The sequence below is a fragment of the Actinophytocola xanthii genome (genome assembly GCF_001921205.1).
In the GTDB taxonomy this organism is placed as follows: Bacteria; Actinomycetota; Actinomycetes; order Mycobacteriales; family Pseudonocardiaceae; genus Actinophytocola; species Actinophytocola xanthii.
Window position 1 is genome coordinate 1 of sequence record NZ_MSIE01000190.1, and the last position, 745, is coordinate 745.

General features: G+C 65.5%; 1 protein-coding gene. It reads right to left on the reverse strand.

Annotated elements, in window-relative coordinates:
• Nucleotides 1–277: hypothetical protein (locus tag BU204_RS41810; RefSeq protein ID WP_233161077.1), on the reverse strand; the 277-nt coding region annotated here is incomplete at its 3' end.
• Nucleotides 278–745: the final 468 nt, after the last annotated feature.

Below are 745 nucleotides of genomic sequence, written 5' to 3' on the forward strand. Positions count from 1 at the left end.
ACCGAGCCGCATAGAGGAGTCCTCCACGGTTCGGGGGGAAGCTCACCAGCACTCGGGCGGCGGTGTCGAGATCGCCGCAGAGTGCCGCGCAGTGCGCCCACTCGCCGCTGAACGTCGGGCCGAACACAGTTCGCCCGATCGGGCACCGCTCAGCTGCCCGAACCGCCCACTGAACTGCGTGGTCGATGTCTCCCTGTAGCCGCAACTCGAACGCGGCGTACACCTCCGCCAAGCCGATACCCATGCGCCAGCTGGTGTCGGCGATGGTCTCGTACACGCGGTCGGTGACGCGCCGCGCCGCCTCCGGGTGACCGCTGACGAGGAGGACGAGCCCGCGCGCCTGGAGAAATGGCCTCGACCTCGCCGGTGACCTTCGGCTCGACCGGCGGTGCCAGGCGCTCCTTACGCCTGATCACCGCCCCGACATCACCCTCACACTCGGCGTAGGCCTTCACGACATTCAGGATCGTCTGACCACTGACACCCGCCCGCTGCCCGATCTCTCGCCGCGGCGAGGGCCGACCGTGGTTCTCATCGAGCTCCAACAGGATCCGCGCCCGACGAACCTCCTGCGCTGGATGAGCCCCGGTCCGCACAACCCTGGTCAACCACTCACGATCATCAGCGCTCAGCGCCACCAACGGCAAACCCGACTTGTACACGACGAAGATCCAACCACACCATGATCAAAAATTAGCCGCGACGCTCTACTAGTGTCGTGAGTCGTTAATTCGTTCGCAGTATG